Source organism: Streptomyces sp. NPDC090025 (assembly GCF_044748125.1).
Classification (GTDB): Bacteria; Actinomycetota; Actinomycetes; order Streptomycetales; family Streptomycetaceae; genus Streptomyces.
On the sequence record NZ_JBIVFL010000007.1, the window covers coordinates 141070 to 167598 of the forward strand.

Annotated in this window: 27 protein-coding genes; 14 read left to right on the plus strand and 13 right to left on the minus strand. The window is 74.3% G+C overall.

Annotated elements, in window-relative coordinates:
- Nucleotides 1–60: 60 nt before the first annotated feature.
- A complete protein-coding gene (locus ACIPXM_RS18525; RefSeq protein WP_401656470.1) occupies nt 61–312 on the plus strand; it encodes a type B 50S ribosomal protein L31 in 252 nt (83 codons plus the stop codon).
- Between the two features lie 121 nt (nt 313–433).
- Complete coding sequence (locus ACIPXM_RS18530; protein WP_401656472.1) at nt 434–1216, plus strand: alpha/beta fold hydrolase; 783 nt, start codon at nt 434–436, stop codon at nt 1214–1216.
- Between the two features lie 147 nt (nt 1217–1363).
- Here the strand turns inward: ACIPXM_RS18530 and ACIPXM_RS18535 are convergent, their stop codons facing one another.
- Entirely contained in the window at nt 1364–1861 is a 498-nt protein-coding gene (locus ACIPXM_RS18535; RefSeq protein ID WP_401656474.1) for a peptidylprolyl isomerase, read from the minus strand.
- Nucleotides 1862–1938: 77 nt separating this feature from the next.
- On the opposite strand from ACIPXM_RS18535, the gene ACIPXM_RS18540 reads away from it, so the two are divergent.
- Nucleotides 1939–2499, plus strand: a complete 561-nt coding sequence (locus ACIPXM_RS18540; RefSeq protein ID WP_401656476.1) for a GNAT family N-acetyltransferase — start codon at nt 1939–1941, stop codon at nt 2497–2499.
- A gap of 87 nt (nt 2500–2586) precedes the next feature.
- Here the strand turns inward: ACIPXM_RS18540 and ACIPXM_RS18545 are convergent, their stop codons facing one another.
- From ACIPXM_RS18545 to ACIPXM_RS18560, 4 genes are all read right to left on the minus strand, one after another.
- On the minus strand, nt 2587–2820 hold the full coding sequence (locus tag ACIPXM_RS18545) for a hypothetical protein (RefSeq protein ID WP_401656478.1): 234 nt from the start codon (nt 2818–2820) through the stop codon (nt 2587–2589).
- 93 nt (nt 2821–2913) lie between these two features.
- Nucleotides 2914–3414 (minus strand): NUDIX domain-containing protein, encoded by a 501-nt coding sequence (locus tag ACIPXM_RS18550; protein ID WP_401656480.1) that lies wholly within the window; start codon nt 3412–3414, stop codon nt 2914–2916.
- A 109-nt stretch (nt 3415–3523) separates the two neighbouring features.
- Nucleotides 3524–4267: a response regulator gene (locus tag ACIPXM_RS18555; RefSeq protein WP_401656482.1), complete on the minus strand. Its 744-nt coding sequence runs from the start codon at nt 4265–4267 to the stop codon at nt 3524–3526.
- Nucleotides 4264–5484 carry a sensor histidine kinase gene (locus ACIPXM_RS18560; RefSeq protein WP_401656484.1) on the minus strand — a complete coding sequence of 407 codons (1221 nt, stop codon included), beginning with the start codon at nt 5482–5484 and terminating at the stop codon, nt 4264–4266. Before ACIPXM_RS18560 ends, ACIPXM_RS18555 begins: the two co-directional genes overlap by 4 nt.
- Before the next feature lie 132 nt (nt 5485–5616).
- Here ACIPXM_RS18560 and ACIPXM_RS18565 point away from each other — a divergent pair, with 132 nt between their 5' ends.
- Together ACIPXM_RS18565 and ACIPXM_RS18570 are read left to right on the plus strand one after the other, a co-directional pair.
- Complete coding sequence (locus ACIPXM_RS18565; protein ID WP_401656486.1) at nt 5617–6528, plus strand: ABC transporter ATP-binding protein; 912 nt, start codon at nt 5617–5619, stop codon at nt 6526–6528.
- A complete protein-coding gene (locus ACIPXM_RS18570; protein ID WP_401656488.1) occupies nt 6525–7355 on the plus strand; it encodes an ABC transporter permease in 831 nt (276 codons plus the stop codon). The genes ACIPXM_RS18565 and ACIPXM_RS18570 overlap by 4 nt, the downstream gene beginning before the upstream one ends.
- A 3-nt stretch (nt 7356–7358) precedes the next feature.
- Here the strand turns inward: ACIPXM_RS18570 and ACIPXM_RS18575 are convergent, their stop codons facing one another.
- Nucleotides 7359–8234, minus strand: coding sequence for a YhjD/YihY/BrkB family envelope integrity protein (locus tag ACIPXM_RS18575; protein ID WP_401656490.1), 876 nt, complete (start codon nt 8232–8234; stop codon nt 7359–7361).
- Nucleotides 8235–8290: 56 nt separating this feature from the next.
- A complete protein-coding gene (locus ACIPXM_RS18580) occupies nt 8291–8764 on the minus strand; it encodes a winged helix-turn-helix transcriptional regulator (protein WP_401656492.1) in 474 nt (157 codons plus the stop codon).
- A 111-nt stretch (nt 8765–8875) separates the two neighbouring features.
- Between ACIPXM_RS18580 and ACIPXM_RS18585 the strand changes: the two genes are divergently transcribed.
- The gene (locus tag ACIPXM_RS18585) at nt 8876–9370 is read left to right on the plus strand and encodes a PaaI family thioesterase (RefSeq protein WP_401656494.1); all 495 of its coding nucleotides are present in this window, start codon (nt 8876–8878) and stop codon (nt 9368–9370) included.
- 53 nt (nt 9371–9423) lie between these two features.
- On the opposite strand, the gene ACIPXM_RS18590 is transcribed toward ACIPXM_RS18585, so the two are convergent.
- Nucleotides 9424–9801 carry a luciferase family protein gene (locus tag ACIPXM_RS18590; protein WP_401656496.1) on the minus strand — a complete coding sequence of 126 codons (378 nt, stop codon included), beginning with the start codon at nt 9799–9801 and terminating at the stop codon, nt 9424–9426.
- Between the two features lie 76 nt (nt 9802–9877).
- The gene (locus ACIPXM_RS18595) at nt 9878–11209 is read right to left on the minus strand and encodes a PP2C family protein-serine/threonine phosphatase (protein ID WP_401656498.1); all 1332 of its coding nucleotides are present in this window, start codon (nt 11207–11209) and stop codon (nt 9878–9880) included.
- 229 nt (nt 11210–11438) lie between these two features.
- Between ACIPXM_RS18595 and ACIPXM_RS18600 the strand changes: the two genes are divergently transcribed.
- The 5 genes from ACIPXM_RS18600 to ACIPXM_RS18620 all read left to right on the plus strand — a co-directional run bounded on the left by ACIPXM_RS18600 (nt 11439) and on the right by ACIPXM_RS18620 (nt 17645).
- Complete coding sequence (locus ACIPXM_RS18600) at nt 11439–12308, plus strand: AAA family ATPase (RefSeq protein WP_401656500.1); 870 nt, start codon at nt 11439–11441, stop codon at nt 12306–12308.
- A complete protein-coding gene (locus ACIPXM_RS18605; protein WP_401656502.1) occupies nt 12305–13786 on the plus strand; it encodes a VWA domain-containing protein in 1482 nt (493 codons plus the stop codon). Before ACIPXM_RS18600 ends, ACIPXM_RS18605 begins: the two co-directional genes overlap by 4 nt.
- Before the next feature lie 104 nt (nt 13787–13890).
- Nucleotides 13891–14475: a nucleosidase gene (locus ACIPXM_RS18610; RefSeq protein WP_401656504.1), complete on the plus strand. Its 585-nt coding sequence runs from the start codon at nt 13891–13893 to the stop codon at nt 14473–14475.
- A gap of 600 nt (nt 14476–15075) precedes the next feature.
- Nucleotides 15076–16284, plus strand: a complete 1209-nt coding sequence (locus ACIPXM_RS18615) for an LLM class flavin-dependent oxidoreductase (protein ID WP_401656506.1) — start codon at nt 15076–15078, stop codon at nt 16282–16284.
- The gene (locus ACIPXM_RS18620) at nt 16281–17645 is read left to right on the plus strand and encodes an NtaA/DmoA family FMN-dependent monooxygenase (protein ID WP_401656508.1); all 1365 of its coding nucleotides are present in this window, start codon (nt 16281–16283) and stop codon (nt 17643–17645) included. Before ACIPXM_RS18615 ends, ACIPXM_RS18620 begins: the two co-directional genes overlap by 4 nt.
- Before the next feature lie 95 nt (nt 17646–17740).
- On the opposite strand, the gene ACIPXM_RS18625 is transcribed toward ACIPXM_RS18620, so the two are convergent.
- The 4 genes from ACIPXM_RS18625 to ACIPXM_RS18640 form a co-directional block, all read right to left on the minus strand.
- Nucleotides 17741–19621 carry an alpha/beta fold hydrolase gene (locus ACIPXM_RS18625; protein WP_401656510.1) on the minus strand — a complete coding sequence of 627 codons (1881 nt, stop codon included), beginning with the start codon at nt 19619–19621 and terminating at the stop codon, nt 17741–17743.
- Between the two features lie 198 nt (nt 19622–19819).
- Nucleotides 19820–20968 (minus strand): PP2C family protein-serine/threonine phosphatase, encoded by a 1149-nt coding sequence (locus ACIPXM_RS18630; protein WP_401656512.1) that lies wholly within the window; start codon nt 20966–20968, stop codon nt 19820–19822.
- A gap of 1 nt (nt 20969) precedes the next feature.
- Nucleotides 20970–22430 (minus strand): MFS transporter, encoded by a 1461-nt coding sequence (locus tag ACIPXM_RS18635; RefSeq protein WP_401656514.1) that lies wholly within the window; start codon nt 22428–22430, stop codon nt 20970–20972.
- Nucleotides 22427–23128: a TetR/AcrR family transcriptional regulator gene (locus ACIPXM_RS18640; protein ID WP_401656516.1), complete on the minus strand. Its 702-nt coding sequence runs from the start codon at nt 23126–23128 to the stop codon at nt 22427–22429. Before ACIPXM_RS18640 ends, ACIPXM_RS18635 begins: the two co-directional genes overlap by 4 nt.
- 368 nt (nt 23129–23496) lie before the next feature.
- Here ACIPXM_RS18640 and ACIPXM_RS18645 point away from each other — a divergent pair, with 368 nt between their 5' ends.
- From ACIPXM_RS18645 to ACIPXM_RS18655, 3 genes are all read left to right on the plus strand, one after another.
- Entirely contained in the window at nt 23497–24084 is a 588-nt protein-coding gene (locus ACIPXM_RS18645) for a TMEM165/GDT1 family protein (protein ID WP_401656518.1), read from the plus strand.
- Nucleotides 24085–24189: 105 nt separating this feature from the next.
- Entirely contained in the window at nt 24190–24867 is a 678-nt protein-coding gene (locus ACIPXM_RS18650; protein ID WP_401656520.1) for a TetR/AcrR family transcriptional regulator, read from the plus strand.
- Nucleotides 24791–26509, plus strand: coding sequence for an acyl-CoA dehydrogenase family protein (locus ACIPXM_RS18655; RefSeq protein WP_401656522.1), 1719 nt, complete (start codon nt 24791–24793; stop codon nt 26507–26509). Before ACIPXM_RS18650 ends, ACIPXM_RS18655 begins: the two co-directional genes overlap by 77 nt.
- The last annotated feature ends 20 nt before the right edge of the window (nt 26510–26529 follow it).

Sequence of the window (26529 nt, forward strand, 5' to 3'; positions counted from 1 at the left end):
AGGCTGGGCGCACCGGGGGAAGACCGGGACCGACGCCTTCGGGCCGTCCGAGGAGGACATGTGCAGCAGGACAAGCAGCCGGAGTACGGACCTGTGGTGTTCCGTGACCGTGCCGCCGGGTTCGCCTTTCTGACCCGGTCGACGGCGCGCAGCGACCGGACGATCGAGTGGGACGACGGCAACACGTATCCGGTGGTGGACGTGGAGATCTCGTCGGAGAGCCACCCGTTCTACACGGGCAAGGCGCGGACGGTGGACAGCGAGGGACGGATCGCGCAGTTCGAGCGCCGGTACGGCGACCAGGCCGACTGACCTCGCGTGCGCCCTGCGCCCCTGTTGACCGGGGGCGTTGTCAGTGGTGCCTCGTAGGGTGGCTGTCGGACCGGTGGGGAGCCGGTCCGGCGGTCGGTGGCGGTACGGGAGGCATGGGGCGATGCGGGAGCTGTTCCTGACGGAGGCACGGGGGTTCGTGCGGTGGCTCGACCTGCCGGGCGGGGCCGGGCAGGACACGGCCGGGGGCGCGCCCGCGCGGGTGTTCGTGCACGGGCTCGGGTGCACCGGTGCCTCGGACTTCGCGCACATCGCCGTGCATCCGGCGCTGCCCGGGCGGCGCCGTTCGCTCCTGGTGGACCTGCTCGGTTTCGGACTGAGCGACCGTCCGGCCGATTTCGACTACCGGATGGAGTCGCAGGCGGCCGTGGTCGCCCGGATCCTCGACCACGAGGGGCTGACGGGGGTCGAGCTGGTCGGGCACTCGATGGGCGGTGCGGTGGCGATCCGGCTCGCCGCGGCGCGGCCCGATCTGGTGGACCGGCTGGTGGTGGCGGAGCCCAATCTGGCCGCGGGCGGCGGTGCGTTCTCCGGTCCGGTCGCGGCGCAGGACGAGGACGCGTTCGTGCGGGAGGGTTTCGCGGCGATGGTCGCCGGGGCGGACCGGGCGGACTACGCGGCGCGGCTGCGGCTCGCCGATCCGCGGGCGGTGCACCGCAGTGCGGTGGCCCTGGTGGAGGGTGCGGTGCCGTCGGAGGGTGAGCTGCTGGCGGCGCTGCGGCGGCCGAGGGCCTTTCTGGTGGGTGAGCTGAGTCTGCCGGACGCCGACGCGGAGCGGGTGGCGGGCTTCGGGATACCGGTGCTCCCGGTGCCCGGTGCCGGGCACAACATGATGATCGACAACCCGGACGGTTTCGCGCTGGCCCTGGCCCGCGCGCTCGCCTGACGGGACCGTCGGGCGGGACCACCGGGCGGGACCACCGGGCGGGACCACCGGGCGACTCCGGGTGTGCGACCGCCCCCGGCCACGGGTGGCACGGGGGCGGTGGTCGACGCGCGGCGCGAGGGCCGTGCGGTCGGTTCGGGCCTGGGATCAGGCCGCGACGACGCCGGACTTGCTGACGCGGATCTCGGAGGCGGTGGCGCCGGAGCGGGAGCCGAGCGCCTCGATCTGCTTGACGAGCTCCTGGCCCTCGACGACCTCGCCGAAGACGACGTGCTTGCCGTCGAGCCAGTCGGTCACGATGGTGGTGATGAAGAACTGGGAGCCGTTGGTGTTCGCGCCCGCGTTCGCCATCGAGAGCAGGAACGGACGGTCGTGCTTGAGCTGGAAGTTCTCGTCGGCGAACTTCTCGCCGTAGATGCTCTTGCCGCCGGTGCCGTTCTCGTTGGTGAAGTCACCGCCCTGGAGCATGAAGGCGGGGATGACGCGGTGGAACGGGGAACCGGCGTAGCCGAAGCCGTTCTGGCCGGTGGCGAGCTCGCGGAAGTTGCGCGCGGTCTTCGGGACGACCTCGTCGAAGAGGGTGAAGACGATACGGCCGGCGTCCTTGCCGTCGATGGTGATGTCGAAGTAAACGTTGTCGCTCATGGGGACATCCTGTCATTCCCCGGGCACCGCACGCGCACGGGCCACCCCCACCCGGGTGTCGGGGCACAATGACCCGCATGATCGCTGCCGAGAGTGCCGTGCCCGACCTGGTCCGTATCGAGACGCCCCGGCTGCTGCTGCGCCGGTGGCGGTCCTCGGATGTGGCGCCGCTCGCCGCCGTTCAGGCCGACCCCGAGGTGATGCGCTGGATCAGGGACGGCAGCGTGCGGGACGAGGAGGAGACGCGCGCGGGCATCGAGGTGTACGAGGCGTCGTGGCGGGAGCGCGGGTTCGGGCTGTTCGCCGTGGAGGTGCGGGAGACCGGTGAGCTGGCCGGGTTCGCGGGGCTCGCGGTGCCGCATTTCCTGCCGGAGGTGCTGCCCGCCGTGGAGATCGGCTGGCGCCTCGGCCGGGAGTTCTGGGGCCGGGGGCTCGCCACCGAGGCGGCGCGGGCCGCGCTCGACTTCGGCTTCCGGGAGTGCGGTCTCGACCGGATCCTGAGCATCGTCCAGGAGGGCAACACCGCGTCCGAGCGGGTCACCCAGAAGCTCGGCATGCGGCTGGACCGGGAGACGGTCGACCCCGCGACGGGCCGGGCCACCCGGATCTTCGCGATCGACGCCCCGACCGCCGGCTGAGCGCTCCGCCGTATGTGACGGTGCCCCGGGCCGCCCGGGGTGGGTGACACGGGGCACATGAGGTGTCCGACTGCGGGTGCTCCGGGGTCAGGAAAGGCCGCCGGGGAGGGCGACGGGAGCCTCCGGGGTCTTGAGCTTCCCCGCGCCGCCGACGGTGTCGCCGACGAGGTCCGTGACGCCCTGGTCCTCCTGGAGCAGTCCGGTGACACCGTCGGTCACACCGTGGTCGCCCGCCGCGGAGGCGTTCGGGGCCGGGGACACGAGGGCGGTGACGACGCCTGCGGCGAGGGAGGCGATGGCGAGCATGCTGCGCTTCTTCATGCCCTGGTCAACTGCCGGGAGCCGTTGAGGTTACGGCGGCGCCCGAGGGGATTCCGCGCGGACCCGCGTACGCCCCTCGGTGCCGCGCGCCGGTCAGTCCTCGTCCGGGGCGTCCAGGTAGACGGTCACGCCGGTGCGGCGGGCCCGGTCGATCGCGGCGAGGCGCTCGAAGGCGCGCGGGGACATCTCCCGCTGCCATTCAGCGAGCGTGCGCAGCTGGTAGTCGGTGTGTTCCTCGGGGTCCAGGACGATGGAGGCGATCTCGGCGTCGGTCAGCGCGCCGCCGTCGAAGATGAAGCCGATGTCGTTGGCGGGCCAGTCCTCGCCGCGGTGGGTGGTGAAGCAGGCGCCGAGCAGCCGGGGTTCACCGTGGTGGACGAGGCCGGTCTCCTCGTGGCACTCGCGCAGGGCGGTTTCCCAGGGGGTCTCCCCCGGGTCCATGCTGCCGCCGGGCCAGTGCCAGGACTCGGACGCGTGCACGGGCCGGAGCTGGAAGGGGCGGCCGAGGACGTCGGTGAAGTAGAGGCAGGCGTAGGCGGTGGCACGCGGCAGCGTCTCGATGTACTCGGCGGGTGGCAGCCAGGCTTGGGGCATGGGTGGCTCTCTCTCGTCGAGGGCGAAGGGATCACCCCCATCCAAGCGCCCGGAGCCGTCCGGCCGGGGTGCGCGCGCTGGCGTCACCGGATCGTGTGATCACTTCGGTTCAGGAGGTCGACACCAGGCCCGCCTCGTAGGCGAGGATCACGAGCTGGACCCGGTCGCGCGCGTCCAGCTTGGCGAGCAGCCGGGTGACATAGGTCTTCGCCGTGGCCGGGGTGATGTGGAGCTCGCCCGCGATCTCGGTGTTGGAGAGGCCGCGTCCGACCAGGGTGAGCACTTCCCGCTCGCGCTCGGTGATCCGTACCGCGATCCGTGCCTGGGCCGCATCCCGGCCGCCGCCGAGGGGGCCTGGGGCGGCGTCCCGGGACCGGCTGTCGCGGTCGTCGGCGGGGCGGTCGGCGAACTCCTTGATGAGCCGGCTGGTGACGCTCGGGGCGATGAGGCCGTCGCCGGAGGCGACCACACGGACCGCGGCGAGGATGTCGTCCAGGGCCATGTCCTTGACGAGGAAGCCCGAGGCACCGGCGCGCAGCGCGCCGTAGACGTGGTCGTCGTCGTCGAAGGTGGTGAGGACGAGGACCCGGGTGGTGCCGCCGTCGGCGGTGAGCCTGCGGGTGGCCTCCAGTCCGTCCATGCCGGGCATGCGGAGGTCCATGACGACGACGTGCGCGTCGGTCTCCCCGGCGAGCCGGACGGCCTCGGCCCCGTCACCCGCCTCGCCGACGACCTCGAGGTCGGGTGCGTCGGCGATGACCATCTGCAGGGCGGTGCGCACCAGCGGCTGGTCGTCGGCGAGGACGACGCGGATCACGGTGGGGGTGGTGGTGGGCGGTGCGGCCTGGGTCATGAGAGGTGTGCTCCGGAGGGGACGGGAATGCGGGCTTGGACGCGGAAGCCGCCGCCGGGGCGGGGGCCTGCGAGGAGTTCTCCGTGCAGCAGGGCGGCCCGCTCGCGCATCCCGGTCAGGCCGAAGCCCGAGCCCTGGGTGCCGCCGGTGATCCGGGGACCGCAACCCGCGTCGTCGATGATGAGGGAGAGATAGCCGCCGGTGTGGGTGACGATCACCTCGCAGGAGTCCGTGTCGGCGTGCCGGACGACGTTGGTGACGGCCTCCTGCACGATCCGGAAGGCGGAGAGGTCTATCTCCTGGGGCAGTGGGCGGGGTTCGCCGACGGTGCGGATGCCGACCTGGACCCCGGCGGCGGTGGTGGCCTCGGCGAGGCGTCCGAGGTCGGCCAGGCCGGGCAGTTCCGGAAGGTGCGCGACGCGGGCGTCGTCGACGGGTTCGGCGCGGCGGAGCGCGCCGAGGAGGCGGCGGAGCCCGGCGAGGGTCTCGCGGCTGGCCTTCTCGATCTCGCCGAGGGCTTCGCGGGCGCGGTCGGGCTGGGTGTCGATGACCCGGCGGGCGGCACCGGCCTGGAGGGCGACGATGCCGATGCTGTGCGCGACCATGTCGTGCATCTCGCGGGCGATCCGGAGCCGTTCGGCGACCACCGCCTGCTCCGCCCCTCGGGTCCACGCCTGTTCGGCGTGGGCGCGGCCCTGGTGGGTGGAGCGGCCGAGCAGCCAGGCGATGACGGCGGTGAGCGCGACGGCGAGTTCGGCGGTGGTGCCGACGGTCCAGCCGAGCAGCAGCCGGGTGGTGAGGTATCCGGCGAGGGTGCCGAGCGAGAGAAGCAGGGCGATGATGCCGGTGCGGTGGGGGCGAGCGGCGGTGACGGTGCAGAGGGCCACGTCGACGGCGAGGAACTGGGCCAGCGGGATCTCGCCGACGCCGAGGGGGAACGAGGCGGCCGTGGCGGCGAGGAGCAGCAGGCCGACCGCGGTCAGCGGGCGGCGGACGAGCAGGACGCTGCCGCCGAGGGCGAGCAGGGTGGCCAGGGCGAGGGTGGTGATGCCGTCCCAGCGGAAGATGAGGACACCGGCCACGACCTCGGCCTCCGCCTGTCCGGGCAGGCGGATCCGGAGCAGCAGCGTGAACACGAGGCCCGCGGCCCAGGCGAGGGCCGTCCAGCCGCTCGGCGGCAGTCTGCGCAGGAGGGGTGGCGGTGTGGTGGCGGGCATGCGAGTGATCGTAAACGGCGGTGCCGGACGGCACATCTGACCTGGGTCGTACACCCTGGGGTGACAACGGGCGGGGCGATTGTTCTCCGTGGTCGGATGTGGTGGGCAGGGCCGGGGCGGCACCGTGGAGCCATGATCGAAGTCAGGGAGCTCACGAAGCGCTACGGCGCCACCACCGCTGTCAACTCGCTCAGTTTCACGGTCCGTCCGGGACTGGTGACGGGCTTCCTCGGGCCGAACGGTGCGGGGAAGAGCACGACGCTGCGGATGATCCTCGGCCTGCACGCGCCGACCAGCGGTGCGGTGACGGTGTCGGGCGTCCCGTTCCGTGACCGGGCGCGGGGGCTGCGGCACGTCGGCGCGCTGCTCGACGCGGGCGATGTGCACGGCGGGCGGTCGCCCCGGGCGTATCTGGGGGCGCTGGCGCGGAGCAATCGGATACCGCTGTCGCGGGTGGACGAGGTGCTCGCGGAGGTGGGTCTGTCGGCGGTGGCCGGGCGCCGGATCGGCGGGTTCTCGCTGGGGATGCGTCAGCGGCTGGGGATCGCGGCGGCGTTGCTGGGCGATCCGCCGGTGCTGCTGTTCGACGAGCCGCTGAACGGCTTGGACCCGGAGGGCGTGAAGTGGGTGCGCGGGTTGTTCCGGCGGCTCGCGGCCGAGGGGCGCACGGTGTTCGTCTCCAGTCATCTGATGAGCGAGATGGAGCACACGGCGGACGAGCTGGTGGTGGTCGGCCGGGGTGAGCTGATCGCGGCGGAGAGCCTGACCGAGTTCGCGGCGCGCGGCGCGGCGCTGAGTGTCACGGTCGGCAGTCCGGCCGCCGGTGAGCTGAGCCGGCTGCTGCGGGCCGAGGGCGCCGCGGTGACCGTCGTGGACGGCGGGCCGCTGACGGTGACCGGGCTCTCCGCGGCCCGGATCGGCGACCTCGCCGCCGAGCACCGGCTGCCGCTCCATCAGCTCACCACGCGCACGGCCTCCTTGGAGGAGGCGTTCATGGAACTGACCGCCGACAGTGTCGAGTATCTGACGGGAGACGCCCGATGACCGCGCTCACGATTCCCCTGACCGAGCCGCGCGCCCGGTTCCGCGACCTGGTGTCGGCGGAGTGGTTCAAGCTCTGGTCGCTGCGTTCGACGGGCTGGTCGCTGTTCCTGTGCACGCTGGTGGTGGTCGCCTTCAACGTGGGGCAGGCGTGGGACCGCGCCCGCTACTGGACGGCGCTCGACCGGGCGAGCCAGCGGGGGTACGTCGCGGGTGACATGGCGTTGTGGGACGCGTTCACGGGGAACGCGACGATGGTGCTGATGCTGTCGGCGGCGGCGATGGGCGCGATGGCGATCGTCGGGGAGTACAGCAGTGGCTCCGTGCGGACGACGTTCGCGGCGGTCCCGGCCAGACGGTCGGTGATGGTGGCGAAGGTGCTCGTGGTGGGGACGGTGCTGACCGGGTTCGGCGCGGTGGCGGCGGGGGTGTCGTTCTGGGTGACCCAGGCGATCCTGTCGACGCACGGCATCGGGCTCTCGATCGCCCATCCGGGCGCGCTGCGACTGGTGGCGGCGTCGGCGCTGCTCGCGCCGGTGAGCGGTCTGGTGGGGATGGCGCTGGGGACCCTGCTGCGGGCCGGGGCGCCGGCGATCGTCGCGAGCGTGGTGCTGCTTCTGCTGGTGCCCGCGGTGGTGAGCGAGCGGCGGCACTGGTCGGCGGTGCTGGCCCATCTGCAGCCGCAGAGGGCGTGGCGGAGGCTGGGGCAGACCGGTGACTGGGACGTGCCGTTCCCGTGGACGGCGGGCGGGGCCTGGCTGGTGTACGGGATATGGGCGCTGGTGGCGGCCGTGGTGGCGGTGCTCGCGGTGGGGCGCCGGGACCAGTAGCGGTCAGCGGGCGGCGGGGTCCTCCGGGCGGCGGGCGAGGCGCCGCAGCACGAGCTGTTCGTGCACGAGGCGGCCGACGAGGGCGCCGCCGTAGACGACGAAGCCGACGCCGACCAGCCAGGACTGGAGGACGAGGACGGTGCCGAACTGGCCGTAGGTGACGGCGTTGGAGGCGATGAGGGGGGAGAACACGAGGGCGGAGAAGATCCGCAGGCCGAGCAGGCCGAGGGCGGTGAGGACGGCGCCGGGGACGAGGGCCCGCCAGCGGATCCGGCCGCAGAGCAGGAAGCGCTGGGACCACCAGAAGAACAGGAAGGTGCCGACGACGTCGCTGAGGGCGACCAGGGCGGTGACAGCGGCGGAGGAGCGTTCGGGGGTGGGGGTGGTGACGAAGAGGAGCAGGGCGGCGACCAGGACGGCGAGCCAGACGACATGGCGCCACATGGTGTGCCAGCGGGCGGTGGGCAGGTTCCAGACGCGTTCGTAGCCGGTCTGGACGGCCGATCCGAAGGTGACGCCGAAGGCGGCGAGGGCGGCGAGGCCGAAGGCGGTGGTGCGTTGGAGGGCCTGGCCGGGCTGGCCGAAGAGCCGCTCGACCTCCTCCTGGGAGACCTCGGAGACACCGAGGCCCTGGATGAGCCAGCGGGCGAAACCCTGGCCGCTGGCGAGGTCGGCGGCGGCGACCACGATGAGGAGGGGGACGAGGGTGAGGAGGCTGAGCGCGGCGAACCCCATGGCGCGGTGCATGAGTTCCATCTCACGGCCGCGGTTCCAGACGAGTCCGACGGCTGAGTTGAGGACCCGTTCGTGGAGCCGGTGGAACCAGTGGCCGTGCTCGGCGGGGGCACCGTCGTGCGGCGCGCCGGAGGTGGGGGGCATGTTTCGTCGAGTACCCCGCGGACCGGCCGAACCCGCCCGGGATGCCGCCGAACGGGTCAGTCGTGGAGCGGGCGGGCGGCGGGGCCGGGCCGGACGGTGACGTCGAAGGGGGTGAGGACGGCGTGTTCGTCGCCGGTGCAGACGATCTCGACCCGGACGGGGGCGTCGCAGTCGGTGTGGCGGATGTCGAGCGGGGTGCCCGCCTCGTCGGCGGCGTGGTGGTCGCCCCATTGTTTGAGGGCGAGGAGGACGGGCCAGAGGTCGCGGCCCTTGGCGGTGAGGCGGTACTGGGTGCGGGTGCGGGCGCCGGGTTCGCGGTACGGCTCGACGCGGAGGATGCCGGCGGCGACGAGTTTGCGGAGCCGGTCGGCGAGGACGGCCTCGGAGAGTCCGAGGTGGCGGCGGAAGTCGTCGTAGCGGCGGACCCCGTTGAAGGCGTCGCGCAGGATCAGCAGGGACCACTTCTCGCCGACGAGGTCGAGCGCGCGGCGGACCGGGCAGTTCTCGGTGTCGATCTCCAGCCACTCCATCGTCACACTCTAGCCAGCTGACTACGTCATTGACAGCCAGCCGACCGGACATCTAGCTTCGATCATCGAAGTCAGAAAGGGGTGGCGAGCCCCGGGCGGAGGGAATCGGTGATGGAGCGCACACGGACGGTGCACTGGCACGACGCGGGTGACACGGCGAAGGCCGCGGCCGGCATGGCGGGGCTCGATTTCCTGCGCGAGTTCGCCGAGGGGCGGCGGCCGGGACCGCCGATCGGGGCGCTGATGGGCTTCGGTCTCGAGGAGGTCGAGTTCGGCCGGGCGGTGTTCTCGATGGAGCCCGGCGAGGAGCACTACAACCCGATCGGCAGCGTGCACGGCGGGGTCTACGCGACCCTGCTGGACTCGGCGGCCGGCTGTGCGGTGCACAGCACTCTGCCGCAGGGCATGGGGTACACGTCACTGGACCTGTCGACGCGTTTCCTGCGGCCGATCACGATGCACACGGGCAAGGTGCGGGCGATCGGCACCGTGCTCAGCCAGGGCAGGCGTACGGCGATGGCGGAGGCGGGGCTCTACGACGACCAGGACCGGCTGCTCGGGCACGCGACCAGCACCTGCATGCTGTTCCCGCTGCCGACGGCCTGATCCCGGCGTCGTACCGGGGCCGGGTCCTCGGACCGGCTCCGCTGGAATCGGGTTCAGGAGCAGACGAACGGGCGGCCGGTGCGGGTGCAGTGGTCGGGGGCGAGGTCACCGGCGGGGTACGGCGCCCCGGTGGCCTGGAGGGCGGCGCTCACCAGGGTGGCGAGCAGGTCGATGTCGGAGCCGGTGTCCAGCCGGACGGTGGCCCAGCCCGATCCGGCGCGCAGCCGGACCGCGCTGGATCCGAGGAGGGCCGGCCGGAGCCGGGCGATCATGGCACGGGTCAGATGCACCTCGGCCTCGTGTTCGCCGTGGAAGTGCACGATCTGCTGCGTCGCGGTGCGCAGTCCGAGCTCGGCGCCGCACGGTGCGCGGTCGGCGATCAGCGAGGGCCAGCTCATCAGGCGTTCACTGGCGTGCCTGGCTGTGTTCATACGAGGAGCGTGCCGCGCGGGACGGACACGCACAAGCTCCCTGCGTGAATAATCCCGCCCAGGCGTGAAAACCCGTCTACTCCGTTAACGCGGTGGGCCGTTCGCGGCAGCGGGCGGCCAGCAGGGCGACGTCGTCCTCGGCGTGCCGGGCGTCGAGCCGCCGCAGCACTTCCTCGACGACGGCCTCGGGTCCCGAGCCCGGGGGCAGCCGCAGCGCGGCGAGCCGGGCGAGCGAGACATCGATGTCCTCACCCCGGCGTTCGACGAGTCCGTCGGTGAACAGCAGGAGGGTGTCGGCGGGCGCGAGGGTGCGGACCGCGGGCTCGTAGCCGCCGAAGCCGGTGCCGAGCGGAGGCCCGACGGGCAGGTCGACGAGTTCGGCGGAGCCGTCGGCCGCGAACACCACCGGTGGCAGATGGCCCGCGCTGGCGAAGGTGGCGGTGGCGCGGGCCGGGTCGACCTGGATGAGCAGGCAGGTGGCCGGTCGCCGGGCGTCGTCCCCGGCCACCACGGCGTCCAGCTGGCGCAGCACCCGGTGCGGGGGCAGGTCGGTCGCGGCGACCTCGCGCAGGGCGCTCCGGTAGGCGTTCATGTCCACGGCGGCGTCCAGGCCGTGGCCCATGACGTCGCCGACGACGAGCAGGCTCCGGCCGAAGTGCAGCCGGACGGTCTCGAACCAGTCGCCGCCGACCAGGGTGCGGGGTCCGGCGGGCAGATACCGGCCCGCGATCTCCAGGTTGGGGTGCGGGCGGCCGGGCTCGGCCACCAGGGCGCGCTGGAGGTGCAGGGCGGTGGCCTCGGTGGCGGCGAGGTGGTGGGCGTGGCGGAGGTGGACGGCCGCGAGCCGGGCCGCGTGGGCGACCACGGCCGCCTCGTGCGGCGAGAACGCTCCGGCGGCCCGGGCCACCCGCACCCGGCCGAGTTCCGCACCGCCCGGCAGCGCCAGCGGGGCGGCCAGGACGCTCGCCGCACCGGTCCGCTCCCCCGCGGCCGGTGCGGGCGTCACCGGACCGGCGCCATCGCCACCCGGCCCGTCCCCCGGCCCCTCACCCTCCCCCCGTCCGTCCCCCGCGACGGACGCAGGCCCGGACACCGGGCCGTCCGGCAGCGTCTCCTCCAGGAGTCCGGCCTTCCCCGCCGTCACCGTGACGCCCGGGCCCGGTCCTGGGGCGGGGACAGGCCCTTGGCCCGGCACCGGGCCCGGCGCGGGCGCGTCCGGCGGGTCCAGGTCGACGACGGCCGCGTCGGCCACCCGGCGGACCAGGAACTCGGCGAGCTCCGTCGCGATGACGTGTTCGTCGAGCCGGCTGCCGATCTCGGCGGCCGCGTGCTCGAGGGCGTCGAGCCGGGCGAGGACGGCTTCGTGCTCGCCCTCCGGCAACGACCGCTCCCCAGACCGTTCCGACACCGCACCTCCACCAGCGTTCGCCTCTCCCCATTCCATCAGCGGCCCGCTCCCCCCGCGCGCGGCACCCCCCGGACCAGCGCCGGGTCACCCTCCGTGAGGCCGGACGCCGGGGCGGCACCGGGCCCCGAAGCACCGGCCGCGGTACGCCGTTCGGGTGCCGTACGACGTACCGAGCGGTAGGCTGGCGCCTACTGGTGGGTAACCCAAGGGGATTCCAGGGGGAACTGCAATGACGACCGGGCACTTCGGCTCCGTCGACGAGGTCGCCGAGCGCCTCGCCGCCACCGGCTATCTGGCCTCAACGGCCGTGGCCACCACCGTCTTCCTCGCCGACCGGCTCGGAAAACCGCTGCTCGTGGAGGGTCCGGCCGGGGTCGGCAAGACCGAGCTGGCGAAGGCGGTCGCCGAGGTCGCGGGCGCCCGGCTGGTCCGGCTCCAGTGCTACGAGGGCGTGGACGAGGCCCGCGCCCTGTACGAGTGGAACCACGCCAAGCAGCTGCTTCGGATCACCGCGGGCCGCGACGAGGGCTGGGACGAGGCGCGCACCGACATCTTCGGCGAGGAGTTCCTGCTCTCCCGCCCGCTGCTCACCGCCATCCGCTCCCCCGAACCGACCGTGCTGCTCATCGACGAGCTGGACAAGGCGGACGTCGAGATCGAGGGCCTGCTCCTGGAGGTCCTCAGCGACTTCCAGGTCACCGTCCCCGAACTCGGCACGATCACCGCCACCCGCCGCCCGTTCGTCGTCGTCACCTCCAACGCCGGGCGCGAGCTGTCCGAGGCGCTGCGCCGCCGCTGTCTCTTCCTCCACATCGACTTCCCCGAGCCGGACCTGGAGCGCCGGATCGTGCGGGCCAAGGTGCCGGAGCTCGACGAGGCGCTCACCGCCTCGGTGGTCCGCGTGGTCGGCGCGCTGCGGGCCCTGGACCTGCGCAAGGCGCCCTCGGTGGCGGAGACCGTCGACTGGGCCCGCACCCTGCTCGCGCTCGGCGCGGACACCCTCTCCGAGGACGTCGTACGGGACAGCCTCGGCGTCCTCCTGAAGCACCAGGAGGACATCCGCAGGGCGGCCGCGAAGCTCGACCTGGACACGGTGTGACCGCCGTCCCGGACACCCCCCTCCCCGACACGGGCGCGGGCGCCGCGGACCGGGTGCTCGGTCTGGTCGGCGCGCTGCGCGCGCACGGGCTGGTCATCGGCACCGGGGAGACCGTCGACGCGGGCCACGCGCTCACCGCCGTCGGCTTCGACGACCGGGAGCGGATGCGGGAGGCGCTCGCCGCGTCCCTGCTGCACGGGGTCACCGCGCGACGCCTGTTCGACCGGGTCTTCGACCTCTACTTCCCGCTCGTGGCCGGCCTCCCGAACGGCCGCACGGACGGCCTCGCGGAGCAGGCCGGGGGCTTCTCTGAGCAGCCCGCGGACCCGGCGGCCGCGCTCGCCGCGCTGCGCGACCGGCTCGCCGAGGCCCTCGCCGCACCCGAAGCGGACGGAGGTCCGGAAGGCCCCGGCGGGACCGACCGGCTCGACGCGCTCGCCGCCCAGGCCGTGGGGATGCTCGGCGGGTTCGGCGCCACCCCCGGCTCGGACGGCTGGTCCTCGTACCAGACGCTCTCCCGGCTCCGCCCCGAGACCCTGCTGGCCCGGATCCGGGCCGCGCTGCGGCAGCGTGCCGAGGAGTCCGGGCGGGAACCGGAGTTCGCCGACCGGCTGACGGACGACGAGATCCGGCGGCGGATCGAGGCGTTCCGGGAGCGGGTGCGCACCGAGGCACGGCGTCGGGTGGCGGAGCGGCAGGGCCGGGACCGGGTCGCGCGGCGGGCGGTCGCCGTGACGCCGGACCGCGTCGACTTCCTGCTGGCCGGACGGGAGCAGCTGGACGAACTGCGCCGTACGGTACGGCCGCTGGCCCGTACCCTCGCGACCCGGCTCGCGGCCCGCCGGCGCCGGGCGGCACGCGGCGAGATCGATCTGCGGCGCACCCTGCGGCGTTCGCTGGCGACCGGCGGGGTGCCGGTGCGTCCGGTGCTGCGCCGACGGCGCCCCGGGCGGCCCGAGCTCGTGCTGCTCTGCGACGTGTCCGGCTCGGTGGCGGGCTTCGCGCACTTCACGATGCTGCTGGTGCAGGCGCTGCACGACCAGTTCAGCCGGGTGCGGGTGTTCGCCTTCGTCAACCGGGTCGACGAGGTGACCGACCTGGTGGCCAGGGACCGGGCGGACCCGGCGGGTCTGGGCGAGCGGATCCTGGCCGGGGCGACGCTCACCGGCTGGCACGGCCAGAGCGACTACGGCACGGCGCTCGGCGAGTTCACCGAGCGGTACCTGGACGTGCTCGGCCCGCGCAGCGTGGTGTTCGTGCTCGGCGACGCCCGCACCAACCGGAGCGACCCCCGTCTGCCCGCCCTGAAGCTGATCTCCGACCGGTCCCGCGCCGTGTACTGGCTGAACCCCGAGCCGCCCGCCCAGTGGTCCACCGGCGACTCGGTCGCCCACCTGTACGCGGAACTGGTCGACATGCGGCCCTGCCGGAACGCCCGTCAACTCACCGAACTGATCGGGCGGCTCGTCCCGGTCTGAGCGGCCGACCCGCAGCGCCCGGCAGCGTCCGGCGGCGCCCGGCGGCGCCTGGTTCCGGCCTTCGGCACCGAGCGGAATCCGGGCCACCGGGTAGCGTGGCCCCCATGGAACTCATGGGTGAGATCACCGCAGGCCGTCCGCTGCTCGTCCTCGCCGTCAAGGAGGAGGCGCAGCACCTCGACACCGATCTGCCGGTGCTGCTCACGGGCATGGGCAAGGTCAACGCGGCGACCGCCCTCGCGACCGTCCTCGGCCGCGGCCCGCACCCCTCGGAGATCGTCAACCTCGGTACGGCGGGCGCGCTGCGGCCCGGGATGACCGGCACCCATGTGATCGGCACCGTCCTCCAGCACGACCTGGACGGCGCGCTGCTCGCCACCCTCACCGGCGAGACGTACGGCGCGCCGATCACCCTGCCCGCGGGCGGTGACGTGGTGCTCGCGACGGGCGACGCGTTCATCTCGGACGAGGCCGCGCGCGAGCGGCTCGCGGCCCGTGCGGCCCTGGTCGACATGGAGGGCTACGCCCTCGCGACGGCCGCCGCGCTCGCCGGGGTGCCGCTGCGGATCGTGAAGCACGTCAGCGACGAGGCGGGCGAGGGCGCGGCCCGCAGCTGGCGCGAGTCCGTGGCCGAGTGCGCCCGCGCGCTCGCCGACTGGGCGGCCGCGAACACCCCGTACCGCGCCTGACCCCGTACCCCCGACCGGAGTGCACCCGACCAACCTCACGGCGAGCCGGGCACCGTCACGAGCCCGGCCGTACGGCGGGCGCCGGGACCGTCCGGCCGCTCCGCCCCCGCGACGCCCCGGCCTCACTGACCCCAACCTCCCACCCCCACCCCGCCGTTCCTTGACATTCCGGAACCGGCCCTGCCTAAGCTGGGGGCACCCCCCCCTTCCGGGCCCGTGGAGGTCTCCCGTGCACGCACCGCTCACCGCGCAGCAGCGCCGTGGTCGCCGTGCCGTGCGGGCGGGGGCCCTGCTGAGCTGCCGTCGGCATGTCGACTTCTGCCGTACGGCCTCCGCGATCTGTCCTTCCGCGCACCGCTGATCCCCGCCCGGCCGCCGCGCACCCGCGCCGCGGCCGTGGGCCGTCGCATCCCGCGCACCCGCTGACACCCCGACACCGGCACAGGCACAGGCACAGGCATCGGCACGGACACCACCGGCCGCCCGGCGCCGACCCCGCGCCCGGCCCGGCCGCCGTCCTGGCGACTCGCCGTGCCGTCTCGTCGGAACGTCCGCGGCCCGCGGCACCGGCCCTGCCCCGCGTGCTTCGGAAGGACCGTCATGCCCCATCCCGCCCCGCTCCACCTCGCCGTCGAGATCGACGGCGACGGCGCGCACCCGGCCGCCTGGCGCCGGGCCGCGCACGCCCCCGGCGCGCTGCTCACCCCGCGTCGGGTGGCCAAGGTCGCCGCCGTGGCCGAGAACGCCGGATTCACCCTGGTCACGCTGGAGGACGACATCCTGCCGCCCGGATCCGCGGCCGCCGGTGGCCCGGCCGGGCGGCTCGGTGGCGTCGAGCGGGCGGCGTTCATCGCCGCCTCGACCAGCGTGCTCGGAGTGGCCCCGGTGGTCGCCACCAGCTACGCCGAGCCGTTCCACGTCTCCACCCGGCTCGCCTCGCTCGACCATGTCTCGGTCGGCAGGGCGGGCTGGGTCCTCGCGGTGGAGGACACCGCCGGGGCCGCCCGCGCCTGGGGGCGGCCCCGGGTCGAAGGCGTGGCGGCGCTGCGCCGTGAGGCGGTCGACGGCCTGCGGGTCGTACGGGACCTGTGGGACTCGTGGGAGGACGACGCGGTCCTCCGCTCGGTCGCCACCAGCCGCTATCTGGACCGGGCCCGGCTGCACTACGTCGACTTCGTCGGCGAGACCTACCGGATCAAGGGCCCGGCGATCGTGCCCCGCCCGCCGCAGGGCCGCCCCGTGGTCCTCGCCCCGGCCGGACTCGTACCCCGCGAGCTCGTCGATCTGGTCGACGTGGCCCTGGTCGACGGGCCCTCGCCCGCCGCGCTCGGCCGGGCCGCGGCCGACTCGGGGGCTTCGCTGGCCTTCGCCGAGCTGGAGGTGGCCCTGGACACCCCGACCGCGACGGCCGCCGAGCGGATCGCCGATCTGGAGCGCTTCGCCGGGTGGGACTCCGTTCCCGGCCGCCCGCCGGGAAGGCTGCGGCACACCGGTTCCGCCGCCGGACTCGTCGCGCTCCTGGAAGAGCTGAGCGGCGTGGTGGACGGGGTGCGGCTGCGGCCGCTGGTCCTCGACGAGGACCTCTCGGTGCTCTCCCGGCTGGTGCTGCCCGAACTGTTTGCGCGCCGGGTCGCCGCCCGCCCGCTGCCCGGCCGCACGCTGCGCGCCACGCTCGGACTCCGCCGCCCGGACAGCCGCTTCGCCACCGGCCCCGGCGCACCCCGCGTCCCGGGCACCCGCCCCCGCTCCGTCGTATCCGCCGTCACCGCCACCACCACCGCTGCCGCCGCCCCGGAGGGGACCCGATGACCGCCACCGACCCGAACGACGTGCCCCGCCCGGACGCCCAGCTGCACTTCGGGGTGTTCTTCCAGGGCGTCAACCACTGGACGATCTGGTCGCATCCGGAGAGCGGTTCGCAGATCGATCCGGCGTCCTTCCGGCGGCTCGCGCAGACCGCCGAGCACGGTCTGTTCGACGCGTTCTTCCTGGGCGACGGGCTGCGGCTGCGCGAGACCGAGGGGGAGATCCACGAGCTGGACGTGGCCGGGCGCCCCGACGCGCTGACGCAGTTGTCCGCGCTCGCGGCCGTCACCCGCCGCATCGGCCTGGTCGCCACCGTGAACACCACGTTCAACGAACCCACCGACCTGGCCCGGCGGCTCACCGCCCTCGATCTCCTTTCGGAGGGCCGGGCGGGCTGGAACATCGTCACCACCGACAACGCCTGGACCGGCGCCAACTTCCGGCGTGGCGGCTTCCTCGACCACGCCGACCGCTACCGGCGCGCCGAGGAGTTCCTGACCGTGGCCCGGGCGCTGTGGGACGGCTGGGCGCCCGGTGCGGTGTCCGAATCCGTCGACGCCCATGCCTGGGCGGTGCCCGGCACCATCGGCCGGGTGCGGGCGGCGGGCCCGCAGTTCGACGTCGACCTGGTGCCGACGCTGCCGCGCGGCCCGCAGGGCCATCCGGTGATCTTCCAGGCGGGCGATTCGCCGGCGGGCCGTGACTTCGCGGCCCGGGACGCCGAGGTCATCTTCTCCGCGCACGGCGAGGACTTCGACGACGCGCTCGCCTTCGCCGAGGACATCCGGCGCAGGCTGCGGGCGGCCGGGCGGGCCGAGGACGCGCTGCGCATCCTGCCCGGCACCGAGATCATCATCGGCGCGACGGAGAAGGAGGCGGAGGAGAAGCAGCGCTGGATCCGGCGCGAGCAGGTCACTCCGGCGACCGCGCTCGCCATCGCGGGCCGGGTGTGGAACCGCGACCTGTCCGACCGCGACCCCGACGGGCCGCTGCCCGTCGAGGAGCCGGTGGTACGGGAGGACTCCGGCGCCTTCGGCTCGTCACGGATCGCCGATCGCCGGTCGGTGGCCGCGGCGTGGCGGGCGAAGGCCGAGGCTAACGGCTGGTCGCTGCGGGAGGCGGCGATCGAGCTGGGTCCGCAGCGCGGGCACGTCGGCACGCCCGCCGGGCTCGCCGAGAAGTTCGTGCGCTTCGCCCGGCACGGCGCGGTCGACGGGTTCAACATCACCCCGTATCTGATCCCGGACGGGCTCGACGACATCGTGGAGCTGCTGGTCCCCGAGCTCCAGGAGCGGGGCGCGTACCGGACGGCGTACACCGGGAGCACTCTGCGCGAGCATCTGGACCTGCCCGCCGTCGGCTGAAACCGCTCGACCGGCGGTCGAGAGTCTCACCCTGGACCTGAGGTCCAGGGTGAGGGTTCCCCCGTCCGACCCCGTCCGGCCGCGCCCGCCGCCCGCTACCCCAGCGGCAGTTCGAGCACCGCGGGCGCGTCCGGCGACGACGACACCGTGGTCTGCGTCCACACCACCGTCACGTCGCCGTACAGCGGGTCCTTGCTGTCGATGACCAGCATCAGCCGGTGGCCCTCGGCGATGTCGTACGCGGCGGCCTGGAGCCGCCAGGACACCTGGTGCTCCTGTCCCGGCGTCAGGTCGTCGAGGTTCAGCGGCTCATGGGTGATGATGCGGGCGGTGTCGTCCGCGGCCACGTCGAAGAGGTGCGCGACCAGGGTCGCCGAGCGGGCGGTGGAGCGGACGGTGAGGTTGAGGCGCGGGATGCCGCGGACCCGCAGGGCGGCGGCGCCGTCGCCCGGGCCGGTCAGCGGCTCGGTGGCCCAGACCAGGGCGTGCGTCCGGTCGATCTTCCGGGTCTCGTAGACCTTCGGGTTGCCCGCCCATTCGGCGCCGCCGGTCTTCACCAGCTCGTCCATCGCGGTGGCCTCGGTGTCGACGCCGGCGATGAAGGACCGGTCCCAGCGGGCCGCTCCCCCTTCGTCGGCGCCGACCGGACCGCCGTCCGGATCGCCGGTGGACCGGACGGCCAGGCCGCCGTCCGCGCCGCTCGCGCCGCCCGCGGTGAGGGCGAGGATCTCGAACCGCGTGGTCACGTCGGCCCAGTCGGCGTGCGCCTCGCGCACCGCCGGCTCCACGATCACGCTCTTGCCGGTCGGTTCACCGGTGCCCGGGTCGAGCTCGGGCTCCGTGGTGTACGTGAACATGACCTGGTTGCTGACCGCCGGCCAGTCCTCGACGCCGTTGCGCTCGCCCTTGAGGTGGTGGTCGAGCCAGGCGTACGCCTCCGCCATGGGGGCGTTGTCCGCACCGTTCGGGCCGACGATCCCGGCCCCCTCCGGCACCGCGTGGTCGCCGATCCACATGTTGAGCCGCTTGGGCACGGTCAGGCCGTTGAAGGTCTCCAGGGTCTGGTTGGCCGCGAACAGGCTCTCGTGCCAGGTGTTCGAGAAGAAGGTCGGGGTGCCGTTCTCGTTGGTCTGCGCGAGGTACGTCTCCGGGGCCCGGCGGGTGCCCCAGTCGACCACGTCCTCCATGTCACGACCGGCCTGGAACTTGTCCAGGATGTCCAGGGTGTGCGCGTCGAAGCGGTTCTTCTTCAGTCCGCCGGTGAGCTTGAGGAGCGTGTCGACGGCCTTGATGTGCCGGACGCCGTTGTCGTACAGGCTGGTGGCGAGGTTGCCCCAGGTGCTGAGCGCGACGACGGCCTGGACCCGGTCGTCGTGCGCGGCGACGAGCTGGCTGATGCCGGAGCCGTACGACTCGCCCATGAAGCCGATCGCGCTGGGCCCGAAGCGCTCGACCGCGAAGTCGACGACGGCCGAGCCGTCCGCCCAGTCGTTGGGGCCGCCGACGTCGATCTTGCCGGGCGAGGTGGAGGGCAGTCCCTTGATGCCGAGGCCGCGCGGGGTGTAGGCGATGACGTGGTAGCCCTTGGCGGCCAGGGTGAGGTACGCGTACATGAAGAGCGCCCAGCCGAGCGGCTGCCAGCCCGCGGGCAGCACGACGAGCGGGTGCGGGCCGGGGGCGAGCTGGCGGAGGGTGAAGGCGGAGAGCCGGAGGTCGTCGTGGCTCCTGATCCACGGGAACCCGGGCAGCGCCCTGGCCCGCACCTCGGTGACGAGGGCGGCCAGTTCCGGCGGCAGCAGGTCCGTCCTGCTCTCGTCCTCCATGGCGGCGGCGAGGGTCTGTCCGAGGCGGGCGGCCCCGGGGTCGAGCGTGCCGTCCGCGTCCCACAGGCCGTGGACGGCGACCCGGCTGAGGTCGGCCTCCGTGATGGCTTCGCTGATGAACGAGCTGAAGGTGGTGTTGTCGTCCTCGGGCACGTGCACCCGTTCCTCTCGTCTGGTCCGGCGGTCCCGCGCCCGCCGTCCGCATTGCGGACGGCGTGACGCATGGTCAGCAAGACTGGACCATCGGGGACAGAGCCACCAGAGAGCGCATGAAGGGCGCGCGAGACACCCAACCGGGGCAGGAGCGACACCGGTTGCCCGGTTTCGTACGTTTGAAAGGGCCGGGGCCCGTCAGCGTACGGCTCCGAGGGCGGCGGGTCCGGCCGTCGCGGCCGGTTCCGGCGGGCGCACGACGAGCAGCGCGGCCACGTCGTCGTCGAGGCCGTGCGCCCCGTACGCGGCGAGGTCGCGGTGGAGCAGCGGCAGGAGGCGGTCGGCGGGTTCGCGGGCCCAGCCGCGCAGCCGCCGTTCGAGGGGGTAGAACTCGCCCGCGCGGTCGCGGGTCTCGCTGACCCCGTCGGTGAACATGAGCAGCCGGTCGCCGGGGCCGAAGGGGACCTCCTCGATGTGGTGCCGGGAGGCGTACAGGCCGGCGAGGTTGACCGGCAGGGACGGGTCGGTGAAGTCGACCGGCAACACCCCTCCGTCGCGGCGCTGGAGCAGCGGCGCCGGGTGGCCGCAGCTGAGCAGCCGGATCACGTCGGCGTTGTCGGGGAGTTCGATGAGCAGCACGGTGGCGAAGCGTTCGGCGGCGTCGGAGTCGGGGTCCCAGGCGCCGTACTGCTGGAGGCCCTCCTCCAGGCGGTCGGCGAGCACGGCGAGGTCGCGGGCCTCGGTGACGGAGGCGCGGAAGGAGCCGAGCAGCACGGAGGCGGTCTCGACGGCGCCGAGCCCCTTGCCCTGGACGTCGCCGATCATCACCCGGACGGCGCCGGGGACCTGGACCGCCTCGTAGAAGTCGCCGCCGATGCGGGCCTTGGCGGCGGCGGAGACGTAAAGGAGCCGCAGCTCGACCCGGCCGAGGCGGGGCGCGAGGGGGCGCAGCAGCACCCGCTGGACCACTTCGGCGACGGCGGTGACCTCGCGCAGGTCGCGCTCGTAGCGGGTGCGGACCTCGCTGACCCAGACGGCGGCGGCGATGACGGCGGCGAGCACGAGTTCGGCGGCGACGATGTCGGTGGCGGGGTCGCCCTGCGCGACGGCCAGGACGAGCCGCAGTCCGATCGCGAGCAGTCCGATGCCGAGGGTGCCGCGCACGTTCCAGGTGACGGCGGCGAGCGCCGGGCCGATGACGAGCAGCCGGTCGAAGTGCTGCCCCTGCGAGCTGATGAGGTCGGCGACCACCACCAGGGCGAGGGCCAGGAACGGCAGCGAGAGGCCGATGTTGAACTGGGCGCGCGTGCCCGTCGCGGCGGGGCGGCGCTGACCACGGGAAGGCACCTCAGGATCGTACGTTCGGGGCGCCGACGGAAGCGGACGTTCCGCCCCCGCTGGCGTGTCCGCGCCGCCGCGCCTCCCCGTCCGGTCCCGCGCCGTCCGCGCCCTCCTTCGTGTGCTCGCCCGGCAGGCACAGGGCGGCCGGTACGGCGAGCGCGGCGACGGCGGCGAGCACGGGCAGGGCGGCGCCCGAGCCGAGCAGCGGGGTCGCGAGGGCGACCCCGACGACGGGTCCGGTGTTCATCGCGGTCTGCTGGAGGCCGCCGGCCACCCCGGAGTGCTCGGCCGCGGCCCGGCGCACCACCACGGTGGTCGCGGTCGCGAGCAGCACCCCGAACCCGGCACCGGTCAGTGCGGCGGCGGCCCCGGTCGCGAGCGCCGAGCCGGTGACCACCGGCCAGGCGGGCAGCAGCACCCCGGCGGCGAGCAGCCCGGCCGCCGCCGCGGCGACCCGTCGTGCCCCGTGCCGCTTGGCGAGCAGCGCCCCGGCCGGAGCGCCGACGATCACCAGGAGCGCGAGCGGCAGCATCCGCTGCGCGGTGGCGAGCGGGCCGATCCGGAGCGTGTCCTGGAAGAGGTACGTGACCGTGAACAGGGTCCCGGACAGCGCGGCGGACCCCGCGAGCAGCACCCCGAACCCGGCCGCGACCGGCCGGTCGCCGAGCAGACCGGGCGGCAGCAGCGGCCGCGGGGCCCGCCGTTCGTGGCGTACGAGGGCGAGCGCGGCGGCCCCGGCGACGGCGAGGGCGGGCAGGGTGCCGGTCCCGGGTCCGTGGGCGAGGCCCTGGACGAGGGCGGCGAGCGCGAGGGCGAGGAGGGCGGCGCCGGGCAGGTCGAGCGCGGCGAGTCCGCCGTCCCGGCCCCGGGCCGCCGCCCCGGCCGGGCGCGGCGGGTCGGGCAGGGCCAGGCTCAGCAGGGCGATCGCGAGGGTCGGCACCACGCCGAGCAGGAACACCGCGCGCCAGCCGTACGCCTCGACGAGCAATCCGCCGAGCAGCGGTCCGGCCGCCGCGGCCAGCCCGATGGCGCTGGTGCGCACGGCGACCGGCATGCCGAGCCGCTCGGGCGGATAGGTGGCGCGCAGCATCGCGAGGGTGGCGGGCTGGAGCAGCGCCCCGGCCACGCCCTGGAGCACCCGCAGGCCGATCACCCAGCCGATGCCGGGCGCGGCGGCGATCCCGGCCGACGCGCCCGCGAAGCCGAGACAGCCGAGGGCGAAGACCCGGCGGTGCCCGTAACGGTCGCCGAGGCGTCCGGCGAACACCAGCAGGCAGGCGACGGCCACGAGATAGCCGGTGCTGGTCCACTGCACCTGGCCGGGGGCGGCACCGAGGTCCCGCTGGAGCGAGGGCTGGGCGATGGTCAGGACGGTGCCGTCGAGCGCGACGACGGCCGCGCCGAGCACGCCGCAGAGCAGGGCGGCGGAGCGCCGGAACCGGTCGGCGCCGGGTGCGCGGCCGGTCACCTGGCGTCCGCCGGACCGAGGTGGGCGTCGAGCGCGGCGGCGAGCAGCGGCTCGATGTCCTCGGCGCCGGTGGCGAGCGCCAGGCTGCCCCAGCGACGGAGCTGCGCGATGCCGTGCAGGTTGGCCCAGAGCGCACCGGCCGCGTTGACGGGGTCCGCGGTGTCCGGGCGGGCGGTGGCGACCAGGGCGGCGAGGTGCTCGAAGAGCGGCAGGCTGGTGTCGCGCAGGCCGAGCCGACCGCTCGCCAGCAGGTCGTGACGGAACATCAGCTCGTACATGCCGGGCCGGGCGTGGGCGAAGTCGAGGTAGTGGCGGGCGAGCGCGGCGATGCGGTCGCGGGCCGCGCCCGCCGGACCGTCCGCCGGGCCGGGGCCGGCCGTGCGCGCCGAGGCCGGGCCGGGGGCCGGGTCCTGGGCCACCCGGGCCGCCAGTTCGCCGAAGCCCTCGCGGGCGATGGCGGACAGCAGATCGAGATGGGCCGGGAAGTGGCGGCGCGGGGCGCCGTGCGAGACACCGGCGCGGCGGGCGATCTCGCGCAGGGTGAGGGCCTGGACGCCTTCGGCGTCGACGAGGGCGACGCCGGTCCTGACGAGCCGCTCGCGCAGCCCGTCGGAGGCGGCGGGCGCGGGTGGCGCCGGAGCGCTGGGGTCGGTGGGTGCAGTGGGTGCGCTGGGGTCGGTGGGGTCCGTGGGAGCCATGCGCCCTGTCTAGTCGATCTTCGTAGACACTGTCTACCCGTTTTGGACAGTGAAGTAGACAGCGTCTACTCATTCCCTCCCGATCTGGAGGGCCGCCCCCGAGGGCACGTCCGACGGGTCCGTTACACTGGTGATCAGCGAAGGGGAGTAGCCCTGCGAACCGGTCGTCGACACACTGGAACCCCCGGGTTCCCGGTGACCGGGTCCGTGCGGAGAGCGCGGACGGGCGAGACCTTCGGCCAGGCAGTAGCACCGCGCCCGCATTCCGTGGGTGTGGTTCGTCATGCCGGGCCGAGTGGTCCTCCCGTCGCCCACCGAGGCGCCGTGACCGGCCCCGGGCCCGGTCCGAGCAGAGAGCCTCACCGGTTATGCATCTCGACCCCTTGGCGATCGTCACCGCCTTCGGGCTGATCTTCCTCGCGGAGCTTCCCGACAAGACGATGTTCGCGTCGCTCGCGATGGGCACGCGGATGCGTCCGCTGTACGTCTGGTTCGGCACCTCGACCGCGTTCATCGTGCACGTCGCCATCGCCGTCGGCGCGGGCAGTCTGCTCGGGCTGCTGCCCGGCTGGTCCGTCAAGCTCGTCTCCGGTCTGATGTTCACCTTCGGCGCCTTCATGCTGCTGCGCAGCGGCGGGGACGACGACAACGAGGACGACGGCGGCGGCAAGACGGTGACCGGCTTCTGGCCGGTCTACTCGACCGCCTTCATGGCCGTCTTCATCAGCGAGTGGGGCGACCTGACCCAGATCACCACGGCCAACCTGGCCGCCACCAACGGCACCTGGTCCACCGCGATCGGCTCCGCCGCCGCCCTGATGAGCGTCTCGGCGCTCGCCCTGGTCGCGGGCCGGTTCATCGCCAAGCGCGTGCCACTGAAGACCGTCCAGCGGATCGGCGGTCTGTGCATGGCGGCGCTCGCGGTGTGGTCGTTCGTGGAGATCTTCACCGGCTGACCCCGCCCCCGCCACCGGCCGACCCCGGCACCAGCTGCTCCCGCCGCTCGGGACAGCCTGCGGCGGGTCTTGCTGAAGAAATGAATCACTGCTTCACTCCTTCCCATGCCGTACCGCCGCACGCCCGCAGTCCAGGCCCGTCTCGACGCACAGCGCGCCGCTGTCGTCGAGGCGGGCCTCGCGCTGCTCGCCGAGCACGGGTACGCGGGCTGCACGATGGCCGCCGTCGCGGCGCGGGCCGGGATCGCGACCGGCAGCGTCTACCGCCACTTCCCCAGCAAGGCCGAGCTGTCGGTCGAGCTGTTCCGGACGGTGGTACGGCGCGAGGTCGCCGCCGTCTCCGAGGCGGCCGCCCTGGCCACGCACCGCACGGCGGCGGACCGGACCGTGGCCGTCATCGAGACCTTCGCGGGCCGCGCCCTCAAGGCGCCGCGGCTCGCCTACGCACTGCTCGCCGAGCCCGTCGACCCGGCCGTCGACGCCGAACGGCTGGTCTTCCGCCGCGCGTTCCGCGACGTCTTCGCCGACCGGATCGCGGCCGGGGTGCGCAGCGGCGAACTGCCGCCCCAGGACCCGGCCCTGACCGCCTCCGCGCTCGTCGGCGCGGTCGCCGAAGCACTGCTCGGCCCGTTGACGGACGGGGCCCCCGGGCCCGGCACCGTCCCCGCACTGGTCACCTTCACCCTGCGAGCTCTGGGAGTCCCCGATGCCGTCCACGCAGCCGACCGCACCCGCGCCCACGGCCCCGAACACGGCCACGGCCACGGCCACGGCCACGCATGAGATCACCAACCAGGTGCCGCCGCTGACCGGTTACGACGTGTCCGCCGATCCGGCGCTCCTGGAGTCGCTGCGCCGCGAGGGCGCGGGCTGGGCCGAGGCGGAGGTGCGCGAGCTGGGGCTGCGGGCCGGTGGGCCACAGGCCCAGGAGTGGGGGCGGCAGGCCGAGCGCCACTCCCCCGTCCTGCGCACCCATGACCGCTACGGCCACCGGGTCGACGAGGTCGACTTCCACCCGTACTGGCACGAGCTGATGACCGTGGCGGTCGAGCACGGACTGCACGCGGCGCCGTGGGCCGACGACCGGCCGGGCGCGCACGTGGCCCGCGCGGCGAAGGTGTTCGTGTGGGGGCAGGCCGACGCGGGGCACCTGTGCCCGGTGTCGATGACGTACGCGGCGGTGCCCGCGCTGCGCGTGCAGCCGGAGCTCGCCGCCGTCTACGAGCCGCTGCTGACCTCCCCCTCGTACGACTTCGGGCTGCGCGTCCCGGCCGGGAAGCGCGGGATCATCGCCGGGATGTCGATGACCGAGAAGCAGGGCGGCTCGGACGTGCGTGCCAACGCCACCCGCGCGGTGCCGACCGGCGAGCCGGGGACGTACGCGCTGACCGGGCACAAGTGGTTCACCTCGGCGCCGATGTCGGACGTGTTCCTGACCCTCGCCCAGGCCCCGGGCGGCCTTTCGTGCTTCCTGGTGCCGCGGGTGCTGCCGGACGGCTCGCGCAACGCGATCCGGCTCCAGCGGCTCAAGGACAAGCTGGGCAACCGGTCGAACGCCTCCAGCGAGATCGAGTACGAGGGCGCGCTCGGGCAGCTGGTCGGTGAGGAGGGCCGCGGGGTGGCCACCATCATCCGGATGGTGAACATGACCCGGCTCGACTGCGCGATCAGCTCGGCGTCGGTGATGCGCCAGGGCGTGGTCCAGGCCGTCCACCACGCCACCCATCGCAGCGCGTTCGGCGCCCGCCTCGTCGACCAGCCGCTGATGACCAATGTGCTGGCCGACCTGGCCGTGGAGGCGGAGGCGGCGACCGTCGCCGCGCTGCGGCTCGCGGGTGCGGTGGACCGGGCGGCGGCCGGGGACGCCGAGGAGGAGCAGCTGCGCAGGCTCGGGCTCGCGGTCACCAAGTACTGGGTGTGCAAGCGGGCGCCCGCGCACGCGGCCGAGGCCCTGGAGTGCCTGGGCGGCAACGGCTACGTCGAGGACTCCGACCTGCCCCGGCTCTACCGGGAGGCGCCGCTGCCGTCCATCTGGGAGGGCTCGGGGAACGTCGCCGCGCTCGACGTGCTGCGGGCGATCGCCCGGCAGCCCGCCGCCGTGGAGGCGTTCTTCGCCGAGGTGGACCGGGCGGCGGGGGCCGACCGCCGGCTGGACGAGGCCGTCAAGTGGCTCCGCAAGGAGCTGACGGCGCTGCGCCTCGTCGACCCGGACGCGCTCCAGTACGGGGCCCGCCAGCTGGTCGAGCGGCTGGCGCTGGTCCTGCAGGGCTCGCTCCTGGTCCGGCACGGTCATCCCGCGGTCGCCGACGCGTTCTGCGCGTCGCGCCTGGGCGGTGACTGGGGCTTCGCCTTCGGCACCCTGCCGCCGGGTCTTGACACGGCCGCGATCGTGGAGCGGGCCGCGCCGGTGTTCCCCGGGGTCTGAGCCGCTGAGTTCGCGCGGGG